This window comes from Mesorhizobium sp. WSM4904 (genome assembly GCF_029674545.1).
Classification (GTDB): Bacteria; Pseudomonadota; Alphaproteobacteria; order Rhizobiales; family Rhizobiaceae; genus Mesorhizobium.
Map to the genome: position 1 here is coordinate 5,522,868 of NZ_CP121354.1, position 23,594 is coordinate 5,546,461.

A 23,594-nucleotide genomic window follows, 5' to 3' on the forward strand; every position below is an offset into this window, starting at 1 on the left:
TCCGCGGCGGCACCGCTTTCGTTTTGGCGGCGGCTGGATTAGCTTACGTTTGCGTAAGGGACAGAGAGGCGGAGCGAGTCCCGCCGGAACCTGTAGGGAGGAGGACAGATATGTTTCGAAAAGTAAGCCTGGCCCTGGCGGCCACCCTGATCATGGCCGGCGCCGCGTGGGCCGACCCGATCGAAGGCAATTGGAAGACGCAGGCCGGCTCGACCGCGGCGATCGCCGGCAGTGGCTCGTTTTCCATCACGCTGAAGTCCGGCAAATATGCCGGCAAGACCATCGGCTCATTCAAGGCAGCCGGCGACAACAAATACACCGGCACCATAACCGACCCGGAAACCGACAAGACCTACTCCGGCAAGGCGACGCTTTCCGGCGCCTCGCTCAAGATGAGCGGCTGTGTGCTCGGCGGGCTGATCTGCAAGAGCCAGACCTGGCACAAGCTCTGATCGCCGTACAGCTGACGATGCAAAACGGGGCCTGCCGGGCCCCGTTTTCTTTTGGGAGCGTTCGGAGCGCGTCGGCAGGCTGCCTGTTCTCAGGCACGTCGCTTTTCCCGAGACCGGTGCGCACTTTTGGGCGACTTGCATCAGCCAGACCAAGGCCTCATCAACCAATTTGAACGGTAGATGAATACCGGTCTCAGAACCGGTTCAGAGGCATGCGGGCATTCTCCTCACCATTGAAGGAGAGACCAATGCTTGTCCGCCGCTTCACCATCGTCTGCCTGCTGATGAGCCTGTTCGGCATGTCCTTCGCCATCCTCGTGGCCGAAGCCGACCGTCCGGGCCGCTCATCGGGAATGGCCGACGCCTGCCGACTGGACTGCGTGAACCATTTCGACCGCTGAAGCGACCAATACTCGAAACCGGAACGACCACCATGAACCGCATCGCCACCTCCACCCTCAAGGCTCTTCGGCTCCTGCCGCGGGCGATGCTCATCCTGGTGCTGCTTGCCGCTCCCGTGCTGGCGGTGCCGATGATGCGCGCCGACGCCGGTTCGGTCATCGAGGCGCCGACGCCGAAGAAGGCAGGCATCGGCTTCGTGCTGCTGGTCAGCCTGCAGCGCGGCTGACACGGTCGAAGAAAAATACGCCGCAGGGCAGGCTTCGCGCCTGCCTCCCCCTCCCAAGCGCTCTTCCAAATCCCTATATTGGGCCATGGAAAAGCGAATCTACCCCCAAGCAATCGAATCGGTCGTGATGCCGGAGCCTTTCGGCAGGCAAAGTTTCGACGACGCCAAGAAGGCGGTCGCGGCGCTGGAGGCGCTTTACGACCGCAACACCAAATTCCTGCGCGATTCCTTCGCCAAGCTCGCCGCCGGCGGAGACGAGAGCAAGCGCTACAGGGCCTTCTATCCGCAGATCGGCGTCACCACGACCTCGTTCTCCCAGATCGACTCGCGCCAGGCCTACGGCCATATGCCGACGCCCGGGCATTTTGCCACCACCATCACCCAGCCGAAGCTGTTCGAGAACTATCTCATCGAGCAGCTTCGGCTCATCATGCGCAATCACGGCGTCCAGGTGACGGTATCGGAATCGACCACGCCGATCCCGCTGCATTTCGCCTTCCTGGAAGGCACCTATGTCGATGGCACGGCTGCCGAGCGCATCAAGCGGCCGATCCGCGACCTGTTCGACGTGCCGGACCTCGACGGCACCGACGACCAGATTGCCAACGGCACCTTCGAGGTGGCGTTCGGCGAGCCGAGGCCGCTGGCGCCGTTCACCGCGCAGCGCATCGACTATTCGCTGCACCGCATGACGCACTACACGGCGACCAGTCCGCAGCATTTCCAGAATTTCGTGCTGTTCACCAATTACCAGTTCTACATCGACGAGTTCGTCGCGCGCGCCCGCGACCTGATGGAGAAGGGCGGTGGCGGCTACAGCGAGTTCGTCGAGCCGGGCAATGTGGTGACGAAAGCCGGGGCGAGCGCGCCAAGCGAAGGCACGACGCCGCAGCGCCTGCCGCAAATGCCGGCCTATCACCTGAAGAAGCCGCGCCATGGCGGCATCACCATGGTCAATATCGGCGTCGGCCCCTCCAACGCCAAGACCATCACCGACCATATCGCGGTGCTTCGGCCGCATGCCTGGGTGATGCTCGGCCATTGCGCCGGTCTGCGCAACACGCAGGCGCTGGGCGACTATGTGCTGGCGCATGCCTATGTGCGCGAGGACCATGTGCTGGACGACGACCTGCCGGTCTGGGTGCCGATCCCGCCGCTGGCCGAAATCCAGGTGGCGCTGCAGGAAGCGGTGGCCGAAGTCACGGGGCTTTCCGGCTACGATCTGAAGCGCATCATGCGCACCGGCACCGTCGCCACCATCGACAACCGCAACTGGGAGCTGCGCGACCAGCGCGGACCGGTGCAGCGCCTGTCGCAATCCCGCGCCATCGCGCTCGACATGGAATCGGCGACGATCGCGGCCAACGGCTTCCGCTTCCGCGTGCCTTACGGGACGCTGTTGTGCGTCTCCGACAAGCCGCTGCATGGCGAGTTGAAGCTGCCAGGCATGGCGACGGAATTCTACAAGCGGCAGGTGGCGCAGCATCTCACCATCGGCATCAAGGCGATGGAGAAGCTGGCCGAAATGCCGATGGAACGGCTGCATTCGCGCAAGCTGAGAAGTTTTTCCGAGACGGCCTTCCAGTAGCAGAGGCAATCCGTCACCTGCTCAGGCCGCAATTTGGCCGATAAGCAGGCCGAACAGATTGCCAGCGGCATTCGACAGACCACGACTGAGATGGCAACAGGCGGCGCGCGCTCGAACATGACGGCTGGGGTGGCATTCCTGGCGATGATGGCACTCTCGGCCGCGCTGCTGGCCGGGTTCCTCGGCGCACTGCATCCGGCCTTCGATTCGTTCTCGCATTTCCGCATTCATCTGAGCGTCTTGACTGCGCTGCTGGCATTGCCGCTGCTTGCCGGCTCGTACCGGCTGCAAGCGGCGGCCGTGCTGCTCTTCGCCATAGCCAGCCTCGCCACGACGATGAGCGCGCTGCCCAGGCTGTGGCCGCAGCAGGCGGTCGCCAAGCCCGTCGACCGGATCGTCTACAGCCTGCTGCAGATGAACCTGCTCTACGACAATCCGACACCGAAGAAGGTGCTGTCGCTGATCGGTCGGACCAATCCTGATGTGATCACCCTCGACGAGGTGTCGGAGATGTGGGCGACCGAGCTCGGCTATATCGCAAGCGCTTATCCGTACCGCATCCTTTGCGCCTATCCGAACGGGGTATTCGGCGTCGCACTGCTGTCGCGGCGGCCCTTTGCCGCCGGCACTGCGCCGCACTGCGAACCGCGTGGCGCGATGGCGACCGCCACGATCGATTTCGGCGGCACCGGCGTCGACGTCGCCGCGATCCATCTGAGCTGGCCCTGGCCGCGCGAGCAGTATTGGCAGATCGGCGAGCTGGCGGAGCCGCTTGCCGCGCTCGGCGAAACCGCCATCATGGCCGGCGACTGCAACGCCGTGCCGTGGAGCGCGGCGGTGCGGCGCGTCGCCTCGCTCGGCGGATTGACCGTGATGCCTTCGGCCGGGCCAACCTGGATCCACGGGAAGCTGCCGGACTTCGTGCGACGCTTCGCCGGCCTGCCGATCGACCAGGTGTTCAGCAAGGGCGGAGTGACGATCCATTCGGCGACGCGGCTGGAGGACAACGGCTCGGACCACTTGCCGGTGCTGGTCGAGTTCTCGCTGCGGCCCGACGACAGAGCGCCAGAGGACGAGCATGAATCGGCGCTGGCGGCAAACGCACAACTTGGCAAGACGGGCAGTTAGTCTAGCGCCGTATTCCTTCGCGCCTCCTCTGCCCTGCCAGCGTCAACTGTTTCGCAACGCGCCGCTAAGGCTTGATCAACGCTGCGACCAGGTGCTCGACGTTGCCGCCGTCGCGGTGCTCGCGGGCATCGAAGGCATTCTGCTTGGCCTCGTATTCGGCGTAGGCGGCCTGGATACGCTGGCGCGCCTCGCGGCGCGTCTTGTAGCAATAGGGATCGTCCGCGACCTTGAGGCCGGTGATCGACCGCTCGGTGACGCGCATCATTTCCCTGGCGATGCGGCCATGGGTTTCCTCGTGGGCGCGCACACCGGCGAAAAACCGGGTCCATCGCTTCTTCAGTGCCGGCGTCGCCGAGGCGACGCGCGGAAAGGTGTAGAAGAGATTGAGCGTACCGTTTGCCTGCTTGAGCCGGCACGAGCCCTTGTCCGGGATGACGCCCAGCTCCCAGTCGGCCGTGTAGGCGGTCTGGGCGATGGCATGCGTCATGAAGCCGTGCTTGGGGCCTTTGCTGTCCATGGCCTCGATGAGCGCCGCGCCGGAATTGCCGGCAATGTCGTAGGTGCGCGTCTGGACCAGCACCCTGGTGCCGGCCGAAGCCTGTGGCGCCGACAGCGCGCCGAGGGCGACAAGGCATGTCAGAACCGCCAGCCGCATGGTCGTTCTCCCTATCTTCAGGAAAAGGAAACACAAGCAGGCGGTGGTTTCAACAGCCTTGAGGTTGCGATGCCGCAACCTATTCGCAGGCAGGCGCCGGCGGCGGCGCCACCGAAGACGTATGGGTCAGGGGCAGCGAGAAACCTTTGGCAATTGCCTTCTACATGCCCTGATAGACGGGCCCCTCTCCGCCTTGTGGCGGCACCCAGTTGATGTTCTGGTTCGGGTCCTTGATATCGCAGGTCTTGCAGTGAACGCAGTTCTGCGCGTTGATGACGAAGCGCACGTCCTTGGCGGACGGATCAGCGGCGGCGTTGCCGTCCTTGTCCACCCATTCATAGACGCCTGCCGGGCAGTAGCGGGTCGACGGACCGGCGAAGACGTCGTGCTCGGACCGCTGCTGCAGCGCCGCGTCGGCGACGATGAGATGCACCGGTTCGTTTTCCTCGTGATTGGTGTTGGACAAAAACACCGAGGAGAGCCGGTCGAATGTCAAGACGCCATCCGGCTTGGGATAAGCGATCTTCTGATGCTTGGAGGCGGGTTCGAGCGTGGCGTAGTCGGCCTTGCCGTGCTTCAGCGTGCCGAAAGGCGAGAAGCCGAACAGCGTGTTCAGCCACATGTCGAGACCGCCGATGCCGACGCCGACGATGGTGCCGAAGCGTGACCACAATGGCTTGACGTTGCGAACCTTCTTCAGGTCCTTCCCGATGTCGCTGCCACGCCAAGCCGCTTCGTAGGAGGTCAACTCGTCATTGGCACGGCCAGCGCCGATCGCCTCGGCAACATGCTCGGCCGCCAGTATGCCGGACAGCACCGCATTGTGCGAACCCTTGATGCGCGGCACGTTGACGAAGCCGGCCGCGCAGCCCATCAGCACGCCGCCCGGGAACGACAGCTTCGGCACCGACTGCCAGCCGCCTTCGGTGATGGCGCGGGCGCCATAGCCGATCCGCTTGGCGCCCTCGAAGGTGCCTTTGATCGTCGGATGCGTCTTGAAGCGCTGGAATTCCTCGAAGGGCGAGAGATAAGGATTCTTGTAGTTCAGGTGGACGACGAAGCCGACAGCCACCTGGTTGTCTTCGAGATGGTAGAGGAAAGAGCCGCCGCCGGTCTTCATGTCGAGCGGCCAGCCGAACGAATGCTGCACCAGCCCCGGCTTGTGGTTCTCCGGCTTGACCTGCCAGAGCTCCTTGAGGCCGATGCCGTATTTGCCGGGTTCGCGGCCTTCGGAAAGTTTGTATTTGGCGATGAGCTGCTTGGCCAAAGAGCCGCGCGCGCCCTCGCCGATCAGCACATATTTGCCCATCAGCGCCATGCCGGGCGCGTAGGCCGGGCCGTGCGTGCCGTCCTTCTCGACGCCCATGTCGCCGGTGATGACGCCGGTGACGGCGCCAGCCTCGTTGTAGACGAGGCTGGCCGCGGCGAAACCCGGATAGATCTCGACGCCGAGCGCCTCGGCCTTGGTTGCCAGCCAGCGGCAGACATTGCCGAGCGAGACGATGTAGTTGCCGTGATTGTTCATCAGCGGCGGCATCAGGAAATTGGGCAGGCGGAACGAGCCGGCGGGACCGAGCACCAGGAAATGATCGTCGGTCACCGGCGTCTTGAACGGGTGCCCCTCCTCCTCGCGCCACCCAGGCAAAAGGCGGTCGATGCCGATCGGGTCGACGACGGCGCCTGACAAAATGTGGGCGCCGACCTCGCCGCCCTTTTCCAGCACGACGACGGAAAGGTCGGGATTGAGCTGCTTCAAACGGATAGCCGCGGCAAGGCCGGCAGGACCGGCGCCGACGATCACCACGTCGAATTCCATGCTTTCGCGTTCGATATCGCTCATCGACCCCTCACTGGCTTTGCCATATTCTTGCATTTTGCTGGCTCACGCGCTGCATAGCGCATCAATTCGCGACGCGAAACCGGTGCTGACGTGACAACGCCGATTTCGACAAAAAGTCGCGGTTTTCCATACGAAACAGCCCTGGGATGGGCCACCGCAAAGCATAGGCCAGGGCCGTTCAGTTGGAAGGCCAGGCCTGTCCGGCACGTTTTTAATTGTTTGGCGGCTTGCTTATCGGCAATACTTGACCCCATGCGCACTCCCGAGCCATCCGGCTTTTCATTGAAGCGCTTACTCTTCACGCCCGGCGTGCTCTGCCGCGCGGTTCTTCCGCTCCTCTTTCTGATCGCTCCGGCGCAAGCCGATCCGCAGAAAGTCTGGGCGACCGGCGCCTACTCCTTTTCCGACGAGCTCGGCGGCTTCCGCATCACCGGGGTCTCTGGCATCGGCACCAAGGAGGACCCGCTGATCGTCACCGAGGAACTGAATTCGGCGACACCGGTGACGCTGACCATCCGCGCGACCAGGCCGATCGAGGCCTTCGGCAAGGCCGGCGACGTCGCCAACGGCATCATGTACATGCGCATCGACGTGCTGAACAACAGCGCGCTTCCTTGGGTCGAGTTCCAGTTCGAGCTGCAGGAAATCCTCGACCAGCCAAGCGTGTTTGGCGACGGCCTGTCCTTCGACCAGCGCAACAAGAAGCCCGACAATATCGTCTCGAGCAATTTCGCCGATTTCGACCGCCAGTTCGAACCCTATGACCGGCTCTTGTTCAAGAACGGCAAGGTCGACCCGCTGAAGACGGCGACCTTCGAGTTCCTGATCACCGACTACACGCCGCGCTGGACGTTTTTCCTGGTGCAGGATCCGCGCATACCCACGGGGTAAAGGTTGCAAATCTTCGCCTCGCGGACGATGGTGGCGCCATGACTGCCGCCTCCCCCAACAATCCGATCGATATTGCCGAGTTGCTGGCCTTCTATGCCGGCGCCGGCGTCGACGAGGCGCTCGAGGACGCGCCCGTCAACCGGTTCGCTGAGGCCCGGCCCAAGCAGGCCGAGCGCGCGCCGGCGCCGGTCGCGCCCGTCCGTGAAAAAAGGCCTCAAGAAAGAGGGGCGGCTGAGCCAAGTCTCGACGCAGGCAGGGCGTCGGCGCGACCTGCGCCTTCGCTCGGGCTGGATGCGAGCGGGATACCGGACGCGCCGGCTCGCCCGATGCCCGCCACCGCCGCGGTGCCCGACGAGGCGCAGGCTTTGCTCGCGCGGCAGCTCGCGGCGAGTGCCTCGACGCTGGACGAGCTGCGCCAGCACATGGCGGCCTTCGACGGCTGCAACCTCAAATTCACCGCCAAGAACCTGGTCTTCGCCGACGGCAATCCGAATGCCGACCTGATGCTGGTCGGCGAAGCGCCGGGTCGTGACGAGGACCTCGAAGGCCTGCCCTTCGTCGGTCGCTCGGGCCGGCTGCTCGACCGCATGCTGGCGGCGATCGGGCTCGATCGGACCTCCGCCTACATCGCCAACGTCATTCCGTGGCGGCCGCCGGGCAACCGCACGCCGACGCCGCACGAAACGGAGATTTGCCGCCCGTTCATCGAAAGGCAGATCGAGCTGGTCAATCCAAAAGTGTTGGTCAATCTCGGCGGGCCTTCCGCCAAGACGCTGCTCAACACGACGGAGGGTATCCTGCGCCTGCGCGGCAATTGGCGCGTCCACACGACTGCGTCGGGCGTCGCTATTCCGGCCATGCCGACGCTGCATCCAGCCTATCTGCTCAGGACGCCGGCGCACAAGAAGCTGGCCTGGCGGGATTTCCTCGAGGTGAAGGCGAAGCTGAGGGCGTTGGGGTAAAGCTCCCCTTCTCCCCTTGTGGGAGAAGGTGGATTGTCGCGAAGCGACAAGACGGATGAGGGGTGTTCCAGCTTGGCGATGGCTTTCGTCACCAAGGTATTGGTGCCAAATATCCGCCGCCTCACTCCGTCCAACACCCCTGATCCGTCGCCTTCGGCGCACCTTCTCCCACAAGGGGAGAAGGGGGAGCCATAACCTCCCAGGTAATTGAAACGCATCTCTCTCCGCCCTAGTCATCCCCCATGACCACATCCCAAATCTCAGCCGGCAGCCTCATTCGCGAATGGCGCACGCGCCGGCGCATGAGTCAGCTCGACCTCGCCATGGAAGCCGATATCTCGCAGCGGCATCTTTCCTTCGTCGAGAGCGGCCGCGCCCAGCCTTCGCGCGAGATGGTGCTGCATCTGGCCGAGCAGCTTGCGATCCCGCTGCGCCAACGCAACCAGCTTTTGCTTGCGGCCGGCTTCGCGCCGAGCTTCAGCGAAAGGCCACTTACCGATGCGACGCTGGCACCGGCGATGGCCGCGGTCGAGACGGTGCTTCGAGGCCACGAACCCTTCCCGGCGCTTGCCGTCGACCGGCACTGGAACCTCGTTTCCGCCAACGCGGCGATCGGCCCGTTCCTGGCCGACGTTTCCGAGCCGTCGCTGCTCAAACCGCCGATCAACGTGCTGAGGCTCAGCCTGCATCCGGGCGGCGTCGCGCCGCGCATCGTCAATCTTGCCGAATGGCGGGCGCATCTGCTCGAACGCCTCAAGCATCAGAACGACGCCACCGGCGATCCGGCGCTGATCGAGTTGGAGCGCGAGCTGCGCGCCTATCCGTCCGGGCTGAAGAGCAGCAGGCCGTCGCCGGTCGAGCCGAGCGGCATCGTGCATCCGCTCAGGCTCGCGCATGGCGATCAGGTGCTGTCCTTCATCAGCACGATCACCGTGTTCGGCACGCCGCTCGACGTCACGCTGTCGGAACTGGCGATCGAATCCTTCTTTCCGGCAGACGAGCAGACACGGACGGTGCTGGTGCGGCTGGCGAAGGAGCGGGCGACGTAGGCGTCTCAGCTGGACGCTGCTTTCAGACGTTCGGCAGGACGGAACTCGGCCTTTGCGGCGTTCTTTTTTAAACAGATCACCCCTGCGGCGGCGTGGCCCGCCTCGTGCGCGTGCGCTCGAGCCCGAGTTGCCGTTCGCGCCAGATGATGAAGATGCCGGCGGCCACCACGATCACGCCGCCAATCAGCGTATTGAGCGACGTCACGTCGCCGAAGACGAAATAGCCGACCACGACGCCGAGGATCATCGAGGTGTATTCGAAGGGCGCCACGACCGAGGCCTCGGCGTGGCGGTAGGCGGCCGTCATCAGGATCTGGCCGAGCCCGCCGCAGAAGCCGCCTATGACAAGGAGCGCGGCTTGCATCGGCGTCAGCGCCTGCCAGCCGAAAGGCAGAGTGAACAGCGCAAGCACGCTCGCGGTCGAGGAGAACCACAGCACGATGGTCGCCGTCTTTTCGGTCTGCACGAGGTTGCGCACCAGAAGCATCGCCACAGCCGAGATCGCCGCGGCGATCAGCGCCGCCATGACGCCCAGCACTTCCTGGTCGTCGAGCGCTTCGTCGGAATTCAAGAGCGTCAGTTCGGGCCAGGATATGATGAGCACGCCGACGAGGCCGACGGCGACCGCGCTCCAGCGATAGACACGGATCGTCTCGCCGAGGAAGACCGAGGAGAACACCACCACAAGCAGCGGCTGGGCATAGTTCAGCGTGATCACCTCCGGCAGCGGCAGCCTGGTCAGCGCGAAGAAGCCGAGGCCCATGGCGCCGACGCCGACGACGCCGCGCGCGATGTGGTTGAACGGCCGCTTCGTGGCGAAGGCCGTGGCCAGCTGTCCCTTGAACGCCAGGAAGCCGACGATCGGGAAAATGGCGAAGAAGGAGCGGAAGAAGACGATCTGCCCGGCGGGCACCTCGCCGGCCGCCTTGATGCAGGTCTGCATGCCGACGAAGACCGCCACGGAGACGATCTTCAGCGCAATGCCGCGCAGCGTGTCGTGGCCGACGGCGTGATCGACGGTCATCTTGCCTCGTGACGATGGTCGGAAACGAAGCCCAGAAATAGACCCCTGCGCAGTTTTGTCGAGTGACCGTTTCGTGTAAAGAGCGCGGACTTCAAAATTCTTAGGCCAGCAACAGACGCTGTCCGCTTGAAATCGACAGGAAAACCAACGGAATGCGCACCGATACCGGCCATGTCTTCAAACTCGAAGACTACCGCCCCAGCGATTATCTCATTCCGCGGACCAGTCTCGATTTTAGCCTGTCACCGGATGCGACCCGCGTCACCGCCGTGCTGACCATCGAGCGGCGCGAAGGCGTGGCCGCTTCCGCACCGCTGGTGCTCGACGGCGACGGGCTGACGCTGATCAGCGTTGCCGTCGACGGGCATGCGCTCGCGCCGGCACAGTACCAGGCGACGCCTGACCTGTTGACCATTCCGACGCCGCCGGCGGCACGGCGCTTCGAGCTTCGCCTCGAGACCGAGATCGCGCCGTCCAAGAACGAGGCCCTGATGGGCCTCTATCGCTCCAACAACGTCTACTGCACGCAATGCGAGGCGGAGGGCTTCCGCCGCATCACCTATTTCCTCGACCGGCCCGACATCCTCTCCGTCTACACCGTGCGCATCGAGGCGCCCCACAACGAGGCGCCGCTTTTGCTTTCCAACGGCAACCCCGTCGAAAGCGGCACGCTCGCAGACGGCAAGCACTTCGCCGTCTGGCACGACCCCTTCCCGAAACCCTCCTATCTCTTCGCGCTGGTGGCGGGCGCGCTCGGCAAGGTGGCGGGCAGCTTCACCACCATGTCCGGCCGCGAGGTCGAGCTGGGCATCTATGTCGAGCCCGGCAAGGAGCGGCTCGCCGGCTACGCGATGGACGCGCTGAAGCGCTCGATGAAATGGGACGAGGAAGCATTCGGCCGCGAATACGATCTCGACGTCTTCAACATCGTCGCCGTGTCGGACTTCAACATGGGAGCGATGGAGAACAAGGGGCTCAACATCTTCAACGACAAATATGTCCTGGCCGACGAGGAAACCGCCACCGACGCCGACTTCGCCAATATCGAGGCGATCATCGCGCATGAATATTTTCACAATTGGACCGGCAACAGAATCACTTGCCGCGACTGGTTCCAGCTCTGCCTGAAGGAAGGGCTAACCGTCTACCGCGACCACGAATTCTCCGCCGACCAGCGCTCGCGCGCGGTGAAGCGCATCGCCGAGGTGCGCACGCTGCGTGCGCACCAGTTCCCCGAGGACCAGGGACCGCTGGCGCATCCGGTGCGGCCGCGCCGCTACCGCGAGATCAACAACTTCTATACAGCGACCGTCTACGAGAAGGGCTCGGAAGTGGTGCGCATGATCCGCACCATTCTCGGTGCCGAACTCTTCCGCGCCGGCATGGACCTCTATTTCGAGCGGCATGACGGAGAGGCTGCAACCATCGAGGATTTCCTCAAAGTCTTCGAGGACGTTTCGGGCCGCGACCTCGCGCAGTTCGCGCTCTGGTACCACCAGGCCGGCACGCCGAACCTGACGGTGAGTTCCTCCTACAATGCGGCGGCCAAGGTGTTCACGCTGGAGATCGAACAATCGGTGCCGCCGACGCCGTCTGAAAGCCGCAAGCGGCTGATGCATATTCCGCTGGCCTTCGGCCTGGTCGGCGCGAGCGGCAAACCTGTCACTTGGGCGGCCGTCGACGGCGCCAGCGTGGAAAATGGCGTCATCCATGTCCGCAAGCGGCGGCACACGGTGCGCTTCTCGGGCGTTTCGGAGCGGCCTTCGGTCTCGCTCAACCGCGGCTTCTCGGCGCCGATCACGCTCTCGGTGCAGCAGAAGGCCGACGACCAGTTCTTCCTCGCCAGCCATGACAGCGACTCTTTCTCGCGTTGGCAGGCCTTCAACACACTGCTCACCGACGCGCTGATCGCGGCCTTCCGCCAGGTGCTTGGCGGCAAGGAGCCGGTCTTCGCGGAAAGGCTCGCCGAGCTTGCCGGCAGAATCGCCGGCGACGAGGCGCTGGAGCCGGCCTACCGGGCGCTGGCGCTGTCGCTGCCCGGCGAGGTCGACATCGCCCGCGACATCGGCAAGGGCATCGACCCCGACGCCATCTTCGCGGCCCGCGAGGCGCTGGCGCGGTCGATCGCCGCCGCAAACCGCGACACCTTCTCGGCGCTCTACGACAGCCTCGCCGACGAAGGTCCGTTCACGCCGGACGCGGCGAGCGCCGGGCGGCGGGCGCTGCGCAACATCCTGCTCGACTACCTGTCGTTGCTGCCCGAGGGCACGGCACTTGCCGCCGCGCATTTCGGCGCGGCAACCAACATGACCGACCGCGCCGCGGCGCTCACCGTGCTGGCGCACCGCCACGCCGGCTCTCCTGAAGCGGACGAGGCGCTGGCAAGCTTCGAAGCAAGATATCGCGGCGACGCGCTGGTGCTCGACAAATGGTTCCAGATCCAGGCCGGTGTGCCCGGAGCGCAGACCGTCGACAAGGTGCGTGCCCTGATGCAGCACCCTGCCTTCTCGATCGCCAACCCGAACCGGGTGCGCTCGCTGATCGGCACTTTTTCCAGCGCCAACCAGACCGGCTTCCACCGCGCCGACGGTCAAGGCTACCGCTTCTTTGCCGAGACCGTGCTGGAGGTGGAGAAACGCAACCCGCAAGTGGCGGCAAGGCTGGCGACGGCGCTGCGGTCCTGGCGCTCGCTGGAGCCGATCCGGCAGGACAAGGCAAGGCAGGCGCTGCTGCAGATGGCGAACGCCGAGGACCTGTCGGCCGATCTGCGCGACATCGTGGAGCGCACGCTGGCGTGACGTCCTCTCCTTCTCCCCTTGTGGGAGAAGGTGGATCGGCGCGCAGCGCCGAGACGGTTGATGGGTGTTGGAAGGAATGAGACGTCGGTGTTTACTGGAACACCCCTCATCCGGCCGAGCTTTGCTCGGCCACCTTCTCCCACAAGGGGAGAAGGCAAAAGCGACGAATTTCAATCAACTTTTAATCTTTTTTGGCCCTGCCTCTGGACAAGGCGAATCACCTTTGATTCTTTACTGACGATTCGGGCGTGCGGCGTAGCCGGGTCGTCAAGTATGCGGCAAATCGGGGAGTGCCATTTATGGCCAAGACGGACGCGTGGGGCGCGCCCGGAGGAAAGGCTTTTGCGCGTCGCGAAGCAAGGGGCGACGGGCTTGCCGGCAATGCACGTCTGATCGCCGAACCCGCCTACCAGCGGCTGCTGGCGGCGGAGCCGCTGCTGCGCCGCTCGATCCCGGCGCTGATCATCATCTTCCTGATCGTCATCGCAGCCCTTCGCTTCCTGTCGCTGGTGAACGAGCGCGACGAGGTCGAGCGCGACGCCAAGGCGGTGCTGGCTTTGGCCGCCGGCCAGATGGCGCAGGCGATCACGGCGGATCCGAATGCCGCCGGCGCCAATGCCATGGATCTTCTGGAAAACACCAGCCGCCAAGGCGCCATGAGCCGCAGCCATGTGCTGGCGATCACCGACGGCGCCTTCAAGATCATCGCCGTATCGCCGTTGTCGACCGGCTGGCAGGGACGCTCGCTGGACAGCCTCGTGCTCGGCGGCCAGCCGCTGTTCATGTTCGGCGACCGCGCCGGCGTGATGGATGTCGGCATCGGCGGCAAGGACTGGTTCGCCGCCGTCAGCCTCACGGGCGACCGCAAGAATGCCGCGGCGGTGCTCGTGCCCAAGGAGGCGGTATTCGAAGGCTGGCGCAAGACGGTGTCGCTCAACGTCACGCTGTTCGTGCTGACGGCCGGCGTGCTGATCGTCATCCTCTATGCCTATTTCGGCCAGGCGGCGCGCGCCCAGGCAGCCGACCGCATCTATCTCGAGGCGCATCAGCGCATCGACATGGCGCTGGTGCGCGGCCGCTGCGGCCTGTGGGACTGGGACATGGTGCGCGGCAAGATGTACTGGTCGCGCTCGATGTACGACATGCTGGGCTACGAGCCCTGCGATACGATGCTGTCGTTCGGCGAGGTCGACGAAATCATCCATCCCGACGACGGCGATCTCTTCGAGCTCGCCAACCGCATCGTCGAGCGCGAGATCGACCATATCGACCAGGTGTTCCGCATGCGCCATGCCGATGGGCAATGGGTGTGGATGCGCGCCCGTGCCCAGGTGATCGATCCGGAAGCGCCCGAGATCCAGCTGATCGGCATCGCCGTCGACGTCACCGAGCAACGGCATCTGGCGCTGCGCTCGGAAGCGGCGGACATGCGGCTCAGGACAGCGATCGAAAACATCAACGAGTCCTTCGTGCTGTGGGACGCCGCCGAGCGGCTGATCATGTGCAACTCCAAATTCCAGAAGGACAACGGGCTCTCGGACCGCGACGTGGTGCCGGGCGCGACCCGCGACATGCTGGAGGAGCGGATGCTCGCCTTCGCCTCGGAGCGCAGGCTGGCCAACGCCAATGGGCCACATGGCGGCATCACGATTGAAAGGCAGCTGGCGGATGGCCGCTGGCTTCAAGTCAACGAGCTCAGGACCAGGGACGGCGGCATCGTTTCGGTCGGCTCCGACATCACCCAGATCAAGCTGCATCAGGAAAAGCTGGTTGACAGCGAACGGCGCCTGATGGCGACCATCCACGACCTCAGCCTCGCCCGCCGCGCCGAGGAGGAACGCGCCAAGGAATTGGTCGAGCTCAACCGCAAATACATGAAGGAGACGGAGCGCGCCGAGGCGGCCAACCGGGCGAAATCCGAATTCCTCGCCAACATGTCGCATGAGTTGCGCACGCCGCTCAACGCCATCATCGGCTTTTCCGAACTGATGGAACAGCGACTGTTCGGGCCGCTCGGCTCCGAACGCTACGAGGAATATGCCAGCGACATCAACGGCAGCGGCAAATATCTGCTCGGGGTCATCAACGACATACTCGACATGTCGAAGATCGAGGCCGGCCAGTTCTCGCTCGACCGCGAGGAGATCGACCTCTGCCCGCTGATCAAGGAGACGGTGCGCGTCATCTCGCTGCAGGCGGCGGAAAAGTCGATCACGGTGGAAACGCGCATCGCCGACTCCATGCGGCTCTACGCCGACCGCCGCGCGATCAAGCAGATCGCCATCAACCTGCTCTCCAATGCGGTGAAATTCACCGGACAGGGCGGCAAGATCACGGTCAGGGCGCGCAGCGCGTCCGGCGCGCTGGTGCTCACCATCGAGGACAATGGCTGCGGCATCCCGAAACAGGCGCTGAGCAAGCTCGGCCGGCCGTTCGAGCAGGTGCAGAACCAGTTCTCCAAGAACCACACCGGCTCGGGCCTCGGGCTGGCCATCTCGCGCTCGCTGGCCGAATTGCAGGGCGGCGCGCTGAAAATCCGCTCCACCGAAGGCGTCGGCACCATCGTGTCAGTGCGCATCCCGCTGAAGAAGGCACCGGCTTCGGTGAAGGCCGCGGCCTGAGGGCCGCTGCGGTAACTGCACGATCAAAGCGCGATGTCATTCTTGAAAAAGTCATCTATTTTATCTATTTTGGATAAAGAGGTGGCTTATGATGCGTGTGACATCGACGGAATTCCAACAGAATGTTGGTCGTTTTCAGGATGCCGCTCAGCGAGCGCCGGTCGCCATAACGAAGAACGGCCGAACTCATACCGTGCTCCTGTCGGCGGCAATGTTCGAAGTGCTGGTCAAGGGACGGGTCGCTCGTCCGGTTGAGGAACTGGACGACGAGACGCTGAGAGCCATCGCAGAAAGCGCAGTCCCATCCCAGTTTGATGAGCTGGATGAAATGCTCAAAGACTGGACGCCGTGAGCCTGCCCAAGCCTGTTCCCGGCCTGGTGATTTCCTACTCCTACCTCTGGTCGCGCGAGCACAAGGACGGCGCTGAAGAGGGGCGAAAGAACCGACCATGCGCCATTGTCGCTGCGCGTCGGATCGTGGAGGGGCGCGAGGTCGTGACGGTGGTTCCGATCACGCATTCCGTCCCGGCTGATCCTGGCGATGCAATAGAGATGCCGGCGCCTCTCAAGGCTTACCTTGGGTTCGACGACATGCCATCATGGGTCGTGGTGAGCCAAACCAACGATTTCCTCTGGCCGGGTCCCGACCTCAGACCCATTCCGGGAAGCAGTCCCTCCCGCTTTCACTACGGTATGCTGCCGCCCCGCTTCTATGCCTATCTCCGCGATCGGCTCCTGCAGGCGCATGCGCGCCGCAGGCTCCGCCGAGTTCAACGCACCGAATAGTCGCGCGGCCTCACGGCTCCTAGCCCACCGCCGCTCCCCGCACGAAGCAGAAGGTCGAAATCCTCGCGGACCTTGCGCGACGTCTCCTTCAGATGTGCTTCCAGCACGCCGAAATCCGGCAGGTCGGTGGCCGCCAGCAGCAGATCCGAAAGTCCCGGCGGGACATCGTCGCGCTGGAATTCGCCGGTAAGGCAGAGCCTGATCATCTGGGTCAGCGCCTGATAGAGCCGCCAGGCCTCGCAGAGCTCCTGCCGGACATCGGGCGCCGCGAAACCGGGGGCCAGCCGCGCCAGCACTTCCGCCGTCGCCGTCGCCCGCAGGCTGGGTTCGATCGCGCCGGTGATGACGGCGACCTGGGCGATGAATTCGAGATCGATGAGGCCGCCCGGGATCAGCTTGATGTCCCAGAGATCGCGCGGCGGCTTCTCCTTCTCGATCAGCGCCCGCATCTCCGATGCTTCCGCCTTCACCTTGGCGCCGTCGCGCGGCTGGGCGAGCACCGCCGCGACATCCTCCTCGACCTCGGCGCAGAGTTCGGTATCGCCGCCGATCGCGCGAGCCCTTGCCAGCGCCATGTGTTCCCAGGTCCAGGCGTCCTGGCGCTGATATTTCTTGAAGGCGTCGACATGCGTGGCGACCGGCCCCTTGTTGCCGGAGGGACGCAGGCGAAGGTCGAGCTCGTAAAGCACGCCTTCGGCCGTTGGCGCCGAGACCGCGGCGATCAGACGCTGGGTCATGCGGGTGTAGTAATGCGAGGGCGCCAGCGGCTTCTCGCCGTCGGATTCCTCCGCATCGGCATCATGATCGTAGAGCAGGATGAGATCGACATCCGAGCCGGCGGTGAGCTCGCGGCTGCCGAGTTTGCCCATGCCGAGCAGCGCCACCCTGGCCCCGGCGATCCTGCCGTGGCGCAGCGCGAATTCGGCGATCACGGCATGAAGCGCAGCCTCGATGGTGAGATCGGCGAGATCGGAGAAGGCACGGCCGGCCCGAGCGGGATCGATGGAGCCCGCAAGCAGGCGCACGCCGATCAGGAATTTTTGCTCGGAGGCGAAGATGCGCAGGCGGTCGAGCACATCCTCATAGGCGCGGTCGCCCTCGATGAAAGCCGCAAGACGCGCCGAGAGATAGGCACGGTCCGGCAGTTCAGTGAGCAGCGCCGGATCGAGCAGGCCGTCGAAGACATGCGGCCGGCGCGTGATGATGGCGGCGAGCCGCGGCGCGCCGCCCATGATCGTCGCCATCAGCTTGAGCAGCGCCGGATTGGACTGCAGCAACGAGAAGAGCTGGATACCGGCCGGCAGCCCGGCGAGAAACTCGTCGAAGCGGATCAATGCCTCGTCGGCGCGGCGCGTCTGGCCGAAGGCCTTGAGCAGCGCCGGCGTCAGTTCGGTCAGCCGCTCGCGCGCTTCCGCCGATTGGGTGACGCGGTAGCGGCCGAAATGCCAGCCGCGGATGACGCGACAGATGTCGCTCGGGCGCTGGAAGCCGAGGCCATGCAAGGTCCGCAGCGTGTCGGGGTCGTCGACATCGCCGGTGAATACAAGGTTGCCGACGCCCGCCGACAGTTCGGGCGCTGTCTCGAACAGCGCCGCATAGTGGCGCTCGACCTGCTGCAGCGAGGCGCGAAAGGCTTTGGCAAACTCCGCCTCGCCGGCAAAGCCCAGCATCAGCGCTATGCGCTCCAATTCCTCATCATCGTCAGGCAGGACATGCGTCTGCTCGTCGGCCACCATCTGGATGGCGTGCTCGACACGGCGCAGGAACCAGTATTGCCGCGTAAGGGCATCGCGCGCATCGGCGGTGATCCAGCCGCGCGCGGCGAGCGCACCCAGCATCGGTACCGTCTCGCGGCCGCGCAATTCCGGAAAGCGGCCACCGGCAATCAGCTGCTGCGTCTGGACGAAAAACTCGATTTCGCGGATGCCGCCGCGGCCGAGCTTGACGTTGTGGCCCTTCACCGCGATCTCGCCATGTCCCTTGTGGGCATGGATCTGGCGTTTGATCGAATGGACGTCGGCGATCGCAGCGTAGTCCATGTATTTTCGCCAGACATAGGGCTGCAATTCCTTGAGGAAGGCCGAGCCCGCGGCAAGGTCGCCCGCCACCGGCCGCGCCTTGATCATGGCGGCGCGCTCCCAGTTCTGGCCGCGCGCCTCGTAATAGCGCAGCGCCGCCTCGACCGGGATCGCCAGCGGCGTCGAGCCGGGATCCGGCCGGAGCCTCAGATCGGTGCGGAAGACGTAACCGTGCTCGGTGCGGTCCTGCAGGATGCGCACGAGCCGGCGGGTGAGGCGCGAGAAGAGCTCCGTCGCGTCGAGCGGATCGATGACGGCCGACGCTTCCGGATCGAAGAAGACGACAAGATCGATGTCGGAAGAGAAGTTCAGCTCATGCGCGCCGAGCTTGCCCATGCCGAGCAGGACCCAGCCCGAGCCGCGCGCGGGGTGTTTCGGATCAGGCAGCTTGAGCTTGCCCTGCCCATGCACGTCGAGCAGTAGGAAATCGACGGCGGCGCGTGTTGCGGCGTCGGCAAGGTCGCTGAGGCGGCGCACGGTCAGCGCCGTCTCGGCTTCGCCGGAAAGATCTGCCAGCGCGATCAGGAAATGCGCCTCGGCCTTGAACTGCCTGAGCGCCATCATCAGGCTCGATTCCGAAACATTCTCGGCCCGCGCCGCGCGATCGATCGCCTCGCCGATGTCGCTGAGCCGCGCTTCGATCGTCTGATCGAACAGCGTGTCGAGAACGGCCGGCCGGCGGCGCGCCGTGTCGCGCAGGAACGGCGACAAGTCGAAGATCGCGGCGAGCAAATCCTGCTGCGGCCCCTTGTCCGCCAGGAACGCGGCGAGACGCGCAAGGCCGTCTTCCTCGGCGGCATCGGCGATCTCGGATAGTTCCCGCCGGGCGTGGTCGCCATCCAGCGGGCGAAGCGCCAGCGTCGGTCGGAGTTGCCATTCGGTTTCGATCTTCTTCTTTGCCATCTCGCCGCCGTCAACGCGTCTCCCGTGCCGGGAAACTCATGACCACGGACAATCCGGGATTGGCGGGCAAAAGATCAAGCCTGCCGTTGTGGAAAGTCATGATCGCCTTGGCGAGGCTGAGGCCCAGGCCCGAGCCCGGCTGCGAGCGGCTTTTCTCCAATCGCACGAAACGCTCGGTGACCCTCGCGCGGTCGGCATCGTCGGGAATGCCGTGGCCGTTGTCGGAAACGGCGAGCTTGATCTCGCCGCCGGCGCGTTCCAGCGTGACGCACACTTTCGGATTCTCGGCGGCGCCGGTCGAGTATTTGATCGCGTTGTCGACGATGTTGGACAGCGCCTGGCCGATCAGCTCGCGGTTGCCGTTGATCGTGAAGGCCTCCGGCACCGTGGTTTCCAGCGCAACGCCCGCCTCCTCCGCCACCGGCTCGTAGAGCTCGACGACGTCGCTCACCGTGGCGGCGAGGTCTACCGGGCTGGTCGTCTCCGAGGAATAGCCGGCCTCCAGCCGCGAAATCATCAGGATGGCGTTGAACGTCTTGATGAGCTGGTCGGACTCCGCGATCGTGCCCTCCAGCGCCTGACGGTAGTCGATCGTCTTGTGCTTGCCGGCAAGTGTGGCCTCGGCGCGGTTGCGCAGCCTGGTCAGCGGCGTCTTCAGGTCATGGGCGATGTTGTCGGAGACCTGCTTCAGCCCCTCGTTCAGCATCGCTATGCGGGCAAGCATCGTGTTGAGGTTTTCCGACAGGCGGTCGAATTCGTCGCCCGCGCCGGTCACCGGCAGCCGTCCGCTGAGGTCGCCGCCCATGATGCGGCGGCTTGCATCGGAGACGCTGTCGATGCGCTTCAGCGCCGCGCGCCCGACGAAGAACCAGATCAAGAGCCCGCCGAGCCCCATCATGCCCAGCGCCAGCATCAGCGAACGTTTGATGACGGCGCGGAAGCGCTCCGGCTCGCCGAGATCGCGGCCGACCAGCATGATCATCTGGTTGGGCAACCTCAGCACCAGCGCGATGGCGTTGTGGCCCTTCTCCCCCTCGGATTGCGCGCCGCCCGTACCGGTCGAAGGCGCGGTCTGGTCTCCGCTGCGCAACCGGTCGAGCTCGCCCTCGCCGAAGCGCTGGTAGGAAAAGGGCTCCGTGGTCCAGCCCTCGGTCTCGATGACCCCAGGCTCCAGACTCTGCACGTTGCCGGTCAGGATCTGGCCGTTGGCGTCGGCGATCAGATAGAGGTTGGCGCCGGGCTGGCGGGAGCGGGCCTCGACCACGCGCACCAGCACCGGCAGCCCGCCGCGCTGATAGGCATTGGCAAGGCCGAGCACCTCGTCGTTGATGGTCTCCTGGGTCTGCGCGGTCAGCATGCGCGCCGACAGCGACGTCATGTAAAGGACCAGCAACACGGCGCAGAGCGCGAAAAGCAGAAGATAAAGCGCCGAGAGCCGGGCCGCCGTCGTCCTCATGATGGCCGGCAGGGAAAGAGCCATGATCGGCTTTACCCGCCTTTCAGCATGTAGCCGGCGCCGCGGATCGTGTGCAGGATCGGCTTGTCGAAGCCTTTTTCGATCTTGCCGCGCAGGCGCGAGACGTGAACGTCGATGACGTTGGTCTGCGGATCGAAATGATAGTCCCAGACATTCTCGAGCAGCATGGTGCGCGTCACCACCTGGCCGGCATGCCGCATCAGATATTCGAGCAGGCGGAACTCGCGCGGCTGCAGCGTGATCTCGCGCCCGGCGCGCTTGACCGAATGCGACAGGCGGTCGAGCTCGAGATCACCCACGCGGTAGACGGTCTCCGACTCGCGCGCACTGGCGCGGCGGTTCAGCACCTCGACGCGGGCGAGCAGTTCGGAAAAGGCATAGGGCTTGGTCAGGTAGTCGTCACCGCCGGCGCGGAGGCCGGTGACGCGATCGTCGACCTCCCCCAACGCCGACAGGATCAGCACCGGCGTGGTGTTGCCGCGCGAGCGGAGCGCTGCGATCACCGACAGGCCGTCGCGGCGCGGCATCAAGCGGTCGACCACCATCACGTCATAATCACCGGCATCGGCAAGCGCGAAGCCGGTCTCGCCGTCGCCGGCGACATGGGCGGTGTGGCCCGCCTCGGCAAAGGCCTTCTTGAGGTAGTCCGCCGCCTCGCGATCGTCTTCCATGACGAGAATCTTCATGGAGCCGTTATACGCGATTTCACCGGAAGATTGAGGGGCAGCCATGACTTAGCGCCTTTGCGTTCGCCAGCCGCATGTCGTGAATCCCAGACCGACACCCACTTTGTGGGCGCCACGCTTGGTAAAGCGGCAGCGGGTGATGGGAAACCCGCTGCCGCCAGGAGCGAAACACGGTGACTGACTGACGTGCTCGGCCCCATGTTTTCCCGGCGGCGGCTCGGGGGTGTTGAAACCGCCGCAAGGAAAAGTCGTTCGACTTCAAACGACGCATGATCCTTCCGAAAACCCATGCGGTTTTCGGGTCATGCGCTATCAGCCCTTGCCGACCGGCAGCGCGACGAAGCGGTTCGCATCATCGCGGGTGATCTGCATCAGCACGGCCTTGCGGCCCGACTTGGCGGCGTCCGTCATCGCCTTGGAAACGTCGTCGGTGGTGTTCACCTCATTCGAATTGATCGAGGTGATGACGTCGCCGGGCTGGATGCCGCGGTCGGCCGCATCGCTGTCCGGGTCGACATCGGTGACCACCAGACCCTTGCCGTTCTCCGACTTGGTGACAGTGAGGCCGAGATCGGCCAGCGTGTCGGCCTTGGCGGGGGCAGCCTGCTTGTTGCTGTCTTCGTTCGATGCCTGCTTGTCGCTCGAAGGCAGCGTGCCGAGATCGACCTTGACCGTCTCGTTCCTGCCGTTGCGCCAGACGGTGACGTCGACCGACTTGCCCGGCGCATAGGCGCCGATCACGCGGGCGAGTTCCTTCGGCGAAGCAACATCCTTGCCATCCACCTGGGTGATGACGTCGCCGGCCGTGATGCCGGCCTTCTTGCCGGGACCGGCATCCTGGGCGCTAGACACCAGCGCGCCCTTTTCCGACTTCAGGCCGAGCGACTCGGCGATGTCGGAGGTGACCGGCTGGATCTCGACGCCGAGCCAGCCGCGCTGGACGGAACCGTTCTTCATCAGGTCTTCGACGACCTGCTTGGCGGTCGAGGCCGGAATGTCGAAGGCGATGCCGACGCTACCGCCAGACGGCGAGAAGATGGCGGTGTTGATGCCGATCACCTGGCCGTTGAGATTGAAGGTCGGACCACCCGAATTGCCGCGGTTGACCGAGGCGTCGATCTGGATGAAGTCGTCATAGGGGCCGGCGCCGATGTCGCGGCCGCGGGCCGAGACGATGCCTGCGGTGACGGTGCCGCCGAGGCCGAACGGGTTGCCGACGGCCACCACCCAGTCGCCGATGCGGATCTTGGAGTCGTCGGCGAAGTCGACATAGGTGAACTTGCCGCCGCCATCGACCTTCAGCACGGCGAGGTCGGTGCGCGGATCGGTGCCGATCAGTTTGGCGTCGAGTTCCTTGCCGTCATTGGTGACGACGGTGAAGTCCGAGCCTTCCGAAACGACGTGGTTGTTGGTGACGAGATAGCCGTCCTCGGAAATGAAGAAGCCCGAGCCTTGGGCGACCGGGCGCGGCTCGCCATTGCCGTGGTTGCGGTGGTTGAAGCGGCGCATGCCGAACTGGCCGCCCTGATCGCCGAAGCCGCGGAATTCCTTGAAGAAGCGGCGCAGCTGCGGATTGTCCGGCAGGTTGTCGAAGCCGTCCTGATCGTCTGAGCCGTCATCGGCCGTCGGCTGGACCTTGGCCTTGACCTTGACGCTGACGACCGCCGGCGAAACGTGCTCGACCACGTCGGCGAAGCTCGGGACCTGCGGGGCGTCGACGCGCACCGCGTCAGCCAGCACGGGGGCGGTGCCGGTTGCGAGCATGGCCGCGCCGGCCGTGCCGACGACGGCCAGGGAAGCGACGGCCGCCATCAGGCGCTTGCGGGTGCGGGAATATGAATTGGGGGCGATATTCATGGATTTCGTTTCCTCTTTCGAAGGGATGCGCTCAGGCGAAGCATCCTCGGGCAAGAGGATTAGAGCGGCGCACATTACGGCGCCATTTCCGGTGCATGAAAATTTTGTAATGTGCCGGCAGCGAGGCGCACAATTCCCTTGGTTACGCCCGTCTGCTGCATTACCTTGTAC

General features: G+C 64.7%; 19 protein-coding genes. 12 read left to right on the plus strand and 7 right to left on the minus strand.

What is annotated here, in order from left to right; translation table 11 throughout:
* Positions 1-110 precede the first annotated feature (110 nt).
* The 5 genes from QAZ47_RS26855 (at position 111) to QAZ47_RS26875 (ending at position 3,796) form a co-directional block, all read left to right on the plus strand.
* Complete coding sequence (locus QAZ47_RS26855; RefSeq protein WP_278231370.1) at positions 111-452, plus strand: DUF2147 domain-containing protein; 342 nt, start codon at positions 111-113, stop codon at positions 450-452.
* Positions 453-700: 248 nt separating this feature from the next.
* Positions 701-853 (plus strand): hypothetical protein, encoded by a 153-nt coding sequence (locus QAZ47_RS26860; RefSeq protein WP_278231371.1) that lies wholly within the window; start codon positions 701-703, stop codon positions 851-853.
* A 32-nt stretch (positions 854-885) separates the two neighbouring features.
* Positions 886-1,080, plus strand: a complete 195-nt coding sequence (locus QAZ47_RS26865; protein WP_278203809.1) for a hypothetical protein — start codon at positions 886-888, stop codon at positions 1,078-1,080.
* A gap of 127 nt (positions 1,081-1,207) precedes the next feature.
* The gene (locus QAZ47_RS26870) at positions 1,208-2,668 is read left to right on the plus strand and encodes an AMP nucleosidase (RefSeq protein WP_278231373.1); all 1,461 of its coding nucleotides are present in this window, start codon (positions 1,208-1,210) and stop codon (positions 2,666-2,668) included.
* A 117-nt stretch (positions 2,669-2,785) separates the two neighbouring features.
* On the plus strand, positions 2,786-3,796 hold the full coding sequence (locus QAZ47_RS26875) for an endonuclease/exonuclease/phosphatase family protein (protein ID WP_278233882.1): 1,011 nt from the start codon (positions 2,786-2,788) through the stop codon (positions 3,794-3,796).
* A 64-nt stretch (positions 3,797-3,860) separates the two neighbouring features.
* Here QAZ47_RS26875 and QAZ47_RS26880 read toward each other — a convergent pair whose 3' ends face one another.
* Together QAZ47_RS26880 and QAZ47_RS26885 are read right to left on the minus strand one after the other, a co-directional pair.
* Positions 3,861-4,451 (minus strand): DUF922 domain-containing protein, encoded by a 591-nt coding sequence (locus QAZ47_RS26880; protein WP_278231374.1) that lies wholly within the window; start codon positions 4,449-4,451, stop codon positions 3,861-3,863.
* A 160-nt stretch (positions 4,452-4,611) separates the two neighbouring features.
* The gene (locus QAZ47_RS26885) at positions 4,612-6,291 is read right to left on the minus strand and encodes an electron transfer flavoprotein-ubiquinone oxidoreductase (protein ID WP_278231375.1); all 1,680 of its coding nucleotides are present in this window, start codon (positions 6,289-6,291) and stop codon (positions 4,612-4,614) included.
* Between the two features lie 252 nt (positions 6,292-6,543).
* On the opposite strand from QAZ47_RS26885, the gene QAZ47_RS26890 reads away from it, so the two are divergent.
* The 3 genes from QAZ47_RS26890 to QAZ47_RS26900 all read left to right on the plus strand — a co-directional run bounded on the left by QAZ47_RS26890 (position 6,544) and on the right by QAZ47_RS26900 (position 9,193).
* Entirely contained in the window at positions 6,544-7,182 is a 639-nt protein-coding gene (locus tag QAZ47_RS26890; protein ID WP_278231376.1) for a hypothetical protein, read from the plus strand.
* A gap of 38 nt (positions 7,183-7,220) precedes the next feature.
* Positions 7,221-8,144: a uracil-DNA glycosylase family protein gene (locus QAZ47_RS26895; protein ID WP_278231377.1), complete on the plus strand. Its 924-nt coding sequence runs from the start codon at positions 7,221-7,223 to the stop codon at positions 8,142-8,144.
* 242 nt (positions 8,145-8,386) lie between these two features.
* On the plus strand, positions 8,387-9,193 hold the full coding sequence (locus tag QAZ47_RS26900; protein WP_278231378.1) for a helix-turn-helix transcriptional regulator: 807 nt from the start codon (positions 8,387-8,389) through the stop codon (positions 9,191-9,193).
* A 76-nt stretch (positions 9,194-9,269) separates the two neighbouring features.
* Here QAZ47_RS26900 and QAZ47_RS26905 read toward each other — a convergent pair whose 3' ends face one another.
* Positions 9,270-10,217, minus strand: a complete 948-nt coding sequence (locus tag QAZ47_RS26905) for a DMT family transporter (protein ID WP_278231379.1) — start codon at positions 10,215-10,217, stop codon at positions 9,270-9,272.
* A 152-nt stretch (positions 10,218-10,369) separates the two neighbouring features.
* Between QAZ47_RS26905 and pepN the strand changes: the two genes are divergently transcribed.
* The 4 genes from pepN (at position 10,370) to QAZ47_RS26925 (ending at position 16,422) form a co-directional block, all read left to right on the plus strand.
* Complete coding sequence (pepN, locus tag QAZ47_RS26910; protein WP_278231380.1) at positions 10,370-13,015, plus strand: aminopeptidase N; 2,646 nt, start codon at positions 10,370-10,372, stop codon at positions 13,013-13,015.
* Positions 13,016-13,314: 299 nt separating this feature from the next.
* Positions 13,315-15,636 carry a PAS domain-containing sensor histidine kinase gene (locus tag QAZ47_RS26915; RefSeq protein ID WP_278203823.1) on the plus strand — a complete coding sequence of 774 codons (2,322 nt, stop codon included), beginning with the start codon at positions 13,315-13,317 and terminating at the stop codon, positions 15,634-15,636.
* Positions 15,637-15,724: 88 nt separating this feature from the next.
* Positions 15,725-15,988, plus strand: a complete 264-nt coding sequence (locus tag QAZ47_RS26920; protein WP_278203825.1) for a type II toxin-antitoxin system prevent-host-death family antitoxin — start codon at positions 15,725-15,727, stop codon at positions 15,986-15,988.
* Positions 15,985-16,422 (plus strand): hypothetical protein, encoded by a 438-nt coding sequence (locus QAZ47_RS26925; RefSeq protein ID WP_278203826.1) that lies wholly within the window; start codon positions 15,985-15,987, stop codon positions 16,420-16,422. Before QAZ47_RS26920 ends, QAZ47_RS26925 begins: the two co-directional genes overlap by 4 nt.
* On the opposite strand, the gene QAZ47_RS26930 is transcribed toward QAZ47_RS26925, so the two are convergent.
* The 4 genes from QAZ47_RS26930 to QAZ47_RS26945 form a co-directional block, all read right to left on the minus strand.
* Positions 16,407-19,403, minus strand: coding sequence for a bifunctional [glutamine synthetase] adenylyltransferase/[glutamine synthetase]-adenylyl-L-tyrosine phosphorylase (locus QAZ47_RS26930; protein ID WP_278231381.1), 2,997 nt, complete (start codon positions 19,401-19,403; stop codon positions 16,407-16,409). The genes QAZ47_RS26925 and QAZ47_RS26930 overlap by 16 nt on opposite strands.
* A gap of 10 nt (positions 19,404-19,413) precedes the next feature.
* Positions 19,414-20,883, minus strand: coding sequence for a HAMP domain-containing sensor histidine kinase (locus QAZ47_RS26935; protein ID WP_278231382.1), 1,470 nt, complete (start codon positions 20,881-20,883; stop codon positions 19,414-19,416).
* 8 nt (positions 20,884-20,891) lie between these two features.
* Positions 20,892-21,566, minus strand: a complete 675-nt coding sequence (locus QAZ47_RS26940) for a response regulator transcription factor (protein WP_278203829.1) — start codon at positions 21,564-21,566, stop codon at positions 20,892-20,894.
* Between the two features lie 312 nt (positions 21,567-21,878).
* The gene (locus QAZ47_RS26945; protein WP_278231383.1) at positions 21,879-23,423 is read right to left on the minus strand and encodes a Do family serine endopeptidase; all 1,545 of its coding nucleotides are present in this window, start codon (positions 23,421-23,423) and stop codon (positions 21,879-21,881) included.
* Between the last annotated feature and the right edge of the window lie 171 nt (positions 23,424-23,594).

Excerpts from the sequence above, each read along its gene's own strand:
- QAZ47_RS26900 (WP_278231378.1), top strand. The coding sequence starts at position 8,387 with ATGACCACATCCCAAATCTCAGCCGGCAGCCTCATTCGCGAATGGCGC.
- QAZ47_RS26880 (WP_278231374.1), bottom strand. The coding sequence starts at position 4,451 with ATGCGGCTGGCGGTTCTGACATGCCTTGTCGCCCTCGGCGCGCTGTCG.
- QAZ47_RS26860 (WP_278231371.1), top strand. The coding sequence starts at position 701 with ATGCTTGTCCGCCGCTTCACCATCGTCTGCCTGCTGATGAGCCTGTTC.
- QAZ47_RS26895 (WP_278231377.1), top strand. The coding sequence starts at position 7,221 with ATGACTGCCGCCTCCCCCAACAATCCGATCGATATTGCCGAGTTGCTG.
- QAZ47_RS26940 (WP_278203829.1), bottom strand. The coding sequence starts at position 21,566 with ATGAAGATTCTCGTCATGGAAGACGATCGCGAGGCGGCGGACTACCTC.
- QAZ47_RS26865 (WP_278203809.1), top strand. The coding sequence starts at position 886 with ATGAACCGCATCGCCACCTCCACCCTCAAGGCTCTTCGGCTCCTGCCG.
- QAZ47_RS26890 (WP_278231376.1), top strand. The coding sequence starts at position 6,544 with ATGCGCACTCCCGAGCCATCCGGCTTTTCATTGAAGCGCTTACTCTTC.
- QAZ47_RS26930 (WP_278231381.1), bottom strand. The coding sequence starts at position 19,403 with ATGGCAAAGAAGAAGATCGAAACCGAATGGCAACTCCGACCGACGCTG.
- pepN (WP_278231380.1), top strand. The coding sequence starts at position 10,370 with ATGCGCACCGATACCGGCCATGTCTTCAAACTCGAAGACTACCGCCCC.
- QAZ47_RS26935 (WP_278231382.1), bottom strand. The coding sequence starts at position 20,883 with ATGGCTCTTTCCCTGCCGGCCATCATGAGGACGACGGCGGCCCGGCTC.
- QAZ47_RS26870 (WP_278231373.1), top strand. The coding sequence starts at position 1,208 with ATGCCGGAGCCTTTCGGCAGGCAAAGTTTCGACGACGCCAAGAAGGCG.
- QAZ47_RS26945 (WP_278231383.1), bottom strand. The coding sequence starts at position 23,423 with ATGAATATCGCCCCCAATTCATATTCCCGCACCCGCAAGCGCCTGATG.
- QAZ47_RS26920 (WP_278203825.1), top strand. The coding sequence starts at position 15,725 with ATGATGCGTGTGACATCGACGGAATTCCAACAGAATGTTGGTCGTTTT.
- QAZ47_RS26915 (WP_278203823.1), top strand. The coding sequence starts at position 13,315 with ATGGCCAAGACGGACGCGTGGGGCGCGCCCGGAGGAAAGGCTTTTGCG.
- QAZ47_RS26885 (WP_278231375.1), bottom strand. The coding sequence starts at position 6,291 with ATGAGCGATATCGAACGCGAAAGCATGGAATTCGACGTGGTGATCGTC.
- QAZ47_RS26855 (WP_278231370.1), top strand. The coding sequence starts at position 111 with ATGTTTCGAAAAGTAAGCCTGGCCCTGGCGGCCACCCTGATCATGGCC.
- QAZ47_RS26905 (WP_278231379.1), bottom strand. The coding sequence starts at position 10,217 with ATGACCGTCGATCACGCCGTCGGCCACGACACGCTGCGCGGCATTGCG.
- QAZ47_RS26875 (WP_278233882.1), top strand. The coding sequence starts at position 2,786 with ATGACGGCTGGGGTGGCATTCCTGGCGATGATGGCACTCTCGGCCGCG.